At 56.6% G+C, this 5,905-nt stretch carries 6 protein-coding genes; 3 read left to right on the top strand and 3 right to left on the bottom strand.

The window, feature by feature from the left end; genetic code table 11:
* Window positions 1-1,243, bottom strand: a 1,243-nt coding sequence (locus FZF01_RS04060) for a glutamine--tRNA ligase/YqeY domain fusion protein (protein ID WP_223825381.1), incomplete at its 3' end; no start/stop codon positions are given.
* 163 nt (window positions 1,244-1,406) lie between these two features.
* Here FZF01_RS04060 and FZF01_RS04055 point away from each other — a divergent pair.
* The 3 genes from FZF01_RS04055 (at window position 1,407) to FZF01_RS04045 (ending at window position 4,446) form a co-directional block, all read left to right on the top strand.
* On the top strand, window positions 1,407-1,901 hold the full coding sequence (locus tag FZF01_RS04055; protein ID WP_150276872.1) for a peptidylprolyl isomerase: 495 nt from the start codon (window positions 1,407-1,409) through the stop codon (window positions 1,899-1,901).
* A 9-nt stretch (window positions 1,902-1,910) separates the two neighbouring features.
* Entirely contained in the window at window positions 1,911-2,636 is a 726-nt protein-coding gene (locus FZF01_RS04050; protein ID WP_150276871.1) for a UDP-2,3-diacylglucosamine diphosphatase, read from the top strand.
* A gap of 145 nt (window positions 2,637-2,781) precedes the next feature.
* Window positions 2,782-4,446: an electron transfer flavoprotein-ubiquinone oxidoreductase gene (locus FZF01_RS04045; RefSeq protein ID WP_150276870.1), complete on the top strand. Its 1,665-nt coding sequence runs from the start codon at window positions 2,782-2,784 to the stop codon at window positions 4,444-4,446.
* 215 nt (window positions 4,447-4,661) lie between these two features.
* Here the strand turns inward: FZF01_RS04045 and FZF01_RS04040 are convergent, their stop codons facing one another.
* Both FZF01_RS04040 and FZF01_RS04035 read right to left on the bottom strand, forming a co-directional pair.
* Entirely contained in the window at window positions 4,662-5,576 is a 915-nt protein-coding gene (locus FZF01_RS04040) for a transglutaminase family protein (RefSeq protein ID WP_150276869.1), read from the bottom strand.
* A gap of 6 nt (window positions 5,577-5,582) precedes the next feature.
* A partial coding sequence (locus tag FZF01_RS04035; RefSeq protein ID WP_223825380.1) for an alpha-E domain-containing protein occupies window positions 5,583-5,905 on the bottom strand: 323 nt, incomplete at its 5' end.

The raw sequence follows: 5,905 nt of genomic DNA, 5'->3' as shown, positions 1-5,905 counted from the left end.
CACGCAGGCGCACTTCACCACCGGGCAACAGGCGTTTGTAGCCCTTGGGCGGATCGACCATGAAGTCATCCTGGTCAATGTAGATCTCGCGGCTGAACGGCAGCTCGCGGGTACCGATATCGGCCTTTGGATGACGTGGCAGGTGCAAATCTTCAACCTGGCCCTCGGGGTAGTTGGTAATGGTTACCTTGAGCGGACGCAAAACGCACATGGCGCGCGGCGCGTTGGCATCCAGGTCATCGCGGATACAGAATTCCAGCACGCCCATATCAACCACCGCATCGGAACGGGTTACGCCGATCCGCTCGCAGAAATCACGCAGGGAGCCTGGGGTATAACCGCGGCGGCGAAAGGCGCTTAGCGTTGACATGCGCGGGTCGTCCCAACCGTCTACATGCTTCTCATCCACCAACTGTTTCAGCTTACGCTTGCTTGTGACCGTGTAATTGAGGTTGAGACGGGCAAATTCATACTGCCGCGGCTGGGCCTGCACCGGTAGATTGCTCAGGAACCACTCGTACAAGGGACGGTGATCCTCGAATTCCAGGGTGCAGATCGAGTGGGTCACACCCTCGATTGCATCGGACTGGCCGTGGGTAAAATCGTAGCTGGGATACACACACCATTTGTCACCGGTCTGGTGATGGTGAGCGTGGCGGATACGGTAGAGAATCGGATCACGCAGATTCATGTTCGGCGCGGCCATATCGATCTTGGCCCGCAAAGCCTTGGCACCATCGGGGAACTCGCCGGCGGTCATGCGCGCAAACAGATCGAGGTTCTCTTCGACGCTACGGTCACGGTACGGGCTGTTCTTGCCCGCTTCGGTAAGGTTCCCGCGATACTCGCGCGCTTGCTCGGAGTTGAGATCGCAGACATAAGCCTTTCCCGCGCGAATCAGCTCGATCGCCCAGGCATGCAGCTGATCGAAATAATCCGAGGCATAACGAATATTGCCTTTCCACTGGAAACCCAGCCACTCTACATCTTGCTTGATAGCATCAATGTATTCCTGCTCCTCCTTGGCAGGGTTGGTGTCGTCAAAGCGCAGATGGCAATCACCGCCAAATTCGTCGGCCAGGCCGAAATTCAGACAGATCGACTTCGCATGGCCAATATGCAGGTAGCCGTTGGGTTCAGGCGGGAAACGGGTGACAATCCTGTCATGTTTGCCGCTCTCCAGATCGGCGCGTACAAGCTGGCGCAGGAAGTGTGCGGGTGCGGTGGTTTCCGGTTTGTTCATAGGATTTGCAAGACTCGGTACGGGTGAAGCCGCCGGGGCGTCACGGATTTTGGCTAGGCCATGTTGGCCAAAACGCTTATCATACCGCAAAGTGTCAAGTGCCTGAACGCAGTATGCGTATTGGCGCCAAGCAGAATTCAAATCAAGCCCGAGGACTGAGCAAATGGTTAAGCTGCACACCAATTACGGCGTTATCACCCTGGAACTGTTCGAAGACAAGGCGCCGCAAACGGTCGAGAACTTCAAGCAATATGTCCGCGACGGCCATTACGACAACACCATATTTCATCGCGTGATACCCAACTTCATGGTTCAGGGCGGCGGTTTTGAACCCGGCATGAAGCAGAAAGACACCCGCGCGACGATCAAGAACGAAGCCAATAATGGCGTGAGCAACAGCATCGGCACTGTCGCCATGGCCCGCACCATGGAGCCGCACTCTGCCAGCGCGCAGTTTTTTATCAACGTAGCTGATAATGACTTCCTCAACCACAGCGCGGAAACCGTGCAGGGCTGGGGTTACGCGGTATTTGGCAAGGTGAGCGAAGGTATGGATGTGGTCGAGAAGATCAAATCGGTTCCCACTACCATGCGCGCCGGCCACCAGGACGTACCCGCCGAAGACGTCATCATCGAGCGCGCGGAACTGGCCGAATAAGGCAGATCAATGCGCTATCTGTTTATTTCAGATCTGCATTTGCAACCAGAACGCCCGGATATAACCCGGGCGTTTCTGCATTGTCTCGACACCCGCGCCCGCGAGGCCGATGAGCTGTATATTCTCGGCGACTTTTTCGAGGTCTGGCTGGGCGACGACGAGCAGAGTCCGCTGGCGAACGAGGTCATCAATGCCCTCGCAAAGCTGTCGGGGACAGGGACCCGTATATATGTCATGCATGGCAACCGGGATTTTCTCCTGGGTAGGCGTTTTTGCCGTGCTGCGGGCTGCACACTGCTGCCCGACCCCCATATCGTGCAAATAAATGGTGAGCAGGTGTTACTGATGCATGGCGACAGCCTGTGTACCGACGACCTGGCTTACATGAAGATGCGGCGCTTGCTGCGCAACCCGGTAAGCCTGTTCGTTCTGCGTAACCTCTCGCTGGCCCAACGCCGGAAGATCGGACGTAAATTGCGTAATGAAAGCCGGGAGCAGACCCGCCAGAAACCCAGCGATATAACCGACGTCAACCTCGGCCAGGTAGCCGAAACCATGCGCAGACACGGGGTGCGGACCCTGATCCATGGCCATACTCATCGCCCCGCCATTCATCAACTAGTGATAGACGGTAAGCCGGCGCAGCGCATTGTGCTTGGCGATTGGGACACCGCAGGATGGTGTCTGAAAGTGGACGAAAATGGCTACCGACTCGAGTCCTTCCCCCTAACCTGACCCAAAGGTCGCATTGCATAACATATGCCGTTCTTATTACGCATTTGGAGCAGGTACGGCAGGCTGTTATACTTTCCGGCTAAACGATCACGGAAGATCACTCACATAATCGATTTCAGATCTGGCCTAGAGTAGGAGATACATAGTGGAACGCGAATTCATGGAGTTTGACGTTGTCATCGTGGGCGCCGGGCCTTCGGGTCTCGCCGCCGCTTGTCGCATCAAGCAGCAAGCCGCCGAAGCCGGCCAGGAAGTCAGCGTATGTGTAGTAGAAAAAGGTTCCGAAGTGGGTGCGCATATCCTCTCCGGCGCCGTGTTCGAGCCACGCGCCCTAAACGAGCTGTTTCCTGACTGGAAAGAGCTTGGCGCTCCGCTGAATGTCCCGGTTACCCGTGACGACATTTACATGCTTACCGGCGAAGACAAGTCAGTCAAGCTCCCCGGCATGCTGGTCCCCAAGACCATGCACAACGAAGGTAATTACATTATCTCCCTGGGTAACCTGTGCCGCTGGATGGCCGAACAGGCGGAGAATCTGGGCGTTGAGGTATATCCCGGTTTTGCCGCACAGGAAGCGCTGATCGATGAGAATGGCGTTGTTCGCGGTATTCTGACCGGTGACCTGGGTGTCGACCGTGAAGGCAATCCGAAGGAAGGCTTCTACACCCCTGGCATGGAACTGCGTGCCAAGTACACTCTGTTCGCCGAGGGTTGCCGTGGCCACATCGGCAAGCAGCTGATCAAGCGTTACGACCTGAACTCCGAGGCCGATGCCCAGCATTACGGTATCGGTATCAAGGAAATCTGGGACATTGATCCGGTCAAGCATGAAGAAGGTCTGGTTGTACACACGGCAGGCTGGCCCCTGGAAGTGACCGGCAACGAAAACACCGGCGGCTCCTTCCTGTACCACACCGAGAACAACCAGGTACTGGTGGGTCTGATCGTCGACCTGTCCTACGCCAACCCGCACCTGTCTCCCTTCGATGAATTCCAGCGTCTCAAGCATCACCCCGTGGTCAAGCAGTACCTGGAAGGCGGCAAGCGCGTTTCCTACGGCGCTCGCGCGATCTGCAAGGGTGGCCTGAACTCGCTACCGAAGATGGTTTTTCCCGGCGGCGCGTTGATTGGTTGCGATCTGGGCACCCTGAACTTCGCCAAGATCAAGGGTAACCACACCGCAATGAAGTCCGGCATGCTCGCTGCTGACGCAATCGTTGAAGCGCTCAAGGCAGGCGGTGAAGGTGGAGATGAACTGACTGCCTACCCGGAGAAGTTCAAGTCCAGCTGGTTGTATGAAGAGCTGTTCGGTTCACGCAACTTCGGCCCGGCGATCCACAAATTCGGCGCGCTCATGGGTGGTGCGTTCAACTTTGTCGACCAGAACATCTTCGGTGGCAAGATACCGATGACACTGCGTGACAAGACGCCCGATTATGCGTGCATGAAGAAGGCCTCCGAAGCGCCAAAGATCAACTATCCCAAGCCTGATGGTGTGTTGAGCTTCGACAAGCTGTCTTCGGTGTTCATCTCCAACACCAACCATGAAGAAGACCAGCCGGTTCACCTGACCCTGAAGGATCCCAGCATCCCGATCGGCACCAACCTGCCTTTGTACGACGAGCCAGCGCAGCGTTACTGCCCGGCCGGCGTATACGAAGTGGTCACTCAGGACGATGGTGAGAAGCGCTTCCAGATCAATGCCCAGAACTGCGTGCACTGCAAGACCTGTGACATCAAGGATCCTTCGCAGAACATCAACTGGGTAGCACCAGAAGGTACCGGCGGCCCGAATTACCCGAATATGTAAGCCGCACTATCTGCTGTACGCACCAACAAAAACCCCGGCCTAGGCCGGGGTTTTTGCGTTCAGGAACGACGCATTCCTACTTGGGGAAAGTCTCAGCATCCTGGGATCGTCGAGCTCCTGCTCGATGAAAGCGTTGCAGAGGCTCAGAAGCTCAGTCTGGAACATTCGCGTTGGCTGATACCTGCGTACGAGCAGGAGCTCGAACCGCCCGGGTGTCAGAACGCGTTAGCCACCAGGTCGAGTTCGTCTTTCAGCGCGATTACATCCACTGCCACAGTCAGTTTGTGCTCACCGCCTCCGGTCATCACCCCCTTGAGGGGCGTGACATCGGCAAAATCGCGACCCCAGCCGAGGATGATATAGCGCTCATCAGGGGTGCAGCCATTGGTGGGGTCTATCTCCAGCCAGCCCCAGCCCGGGATGAAAACGGCTATCCAGGCATGGGTAGCGTCGGCACCGACCAGCTTCTCCTGGCCAGGCGGCGGCAGGGTTTCCATATAACCGCTCACATAGCGTGCAGCCAGGCCGAGCGATCGCAGGCAACCAATAGCCAGATGGGCAAAATCCTGACACACCCCCCTTCTGTTGGCCAACACCTCGCTGAGTGGCGTTGCGACAGTTGTAGAGTCCGGGTCGTAGGCAAACTCGTTGAATATGCGCAGATTCAGATCCAGTACCGCATCCAGCATATTGCGTCCGGGCTGAAAGCTATCCAGCGCATAGCGCGCCAGGCTTTCATGCTGATGCACAAAGGGTGAGTCGAGCACATAGAGGCGTGCATCCAGGCAATCACGGTTGCTGAATCGCGGGTCGGCTGTGGTGTCCCTGACCGCCTGCTCCCAGGCGATGGTCGAGAAGAAGTCCTGGGTCGGTCGTGGGCGCGTCTCTATTTCACTGGTGACGCTAACCTGAAGCTCATCATGCAGCGCCTCGAGGGAAAAATACACCACCCGATTACCGAAGAAATCAGTACGCTCGCGCATACGTACGGGCGCGGGAGAAATTTCAACTTGCGACTTGCTGCAATGCTGCCACGCAAGATTGCGAGGCAGAATGCGAGCTTCGTTATGACTTAGACTGGCAGAGCTGCTGTATTCGTAACGCGTGGTGTGGCGCAGCTGGAATCTCATGGAAATTTACTCTACTCGGGTGTTGTTGCCATGCTGCATGGTGACCAACTGGCGAGGCGCTTCGACATGGCTGAAATGACTGTGGGAGACTGCATTCGACAACGCAGACATGGGCTCGATCAGATCATCCAGCAAGCATGTCAGAGCTTCTCGGGCGGACTCGGAATGCTCCAGATCGGCAAGCATATCGATATCCACCAGGTGCAATCGGCTGGTCGCCTGAATAATCAGCCGCTTCTCCAGGTTGCGATACGGCGAGTTGCCCGGCGAAGGCAATTTCTCGACCTGACGCTCCAGCCGCTTGAGCATGTAACCGATGGATCTTGGAT

The organism is Halopseudomonas salina, from assembly GCF_008641105.1.
The sequence above is the reverse complement of the archived record's forward strand: the minus strand, read 5'-3'. Positions and strand labels throughout refer to the sequence as shown.

Coding starts and splice junctions, on each gene's coding strand:
- FZF01_RS04055 (WP_150276872.1), top strand. CDS start 1,407: ATGGTTAAGCTGCACACCAATTACGGCGTTATCACCCTGGAACTGTTC.
- FZF01_RS04050 (WP_150276871.1), top strand. CDS start 1,911: ATGCGCTATCTGTTTATTTCAGATCTGCATTTGCAACCAGAACGCCCG.
- FZF01_RS04040 (WP_150276869.1), bottom strand. CDS start 5,576: ATGAGATTCCAGCTGCGCCACACCACGCGTTACGAATACAGCAGCTCT.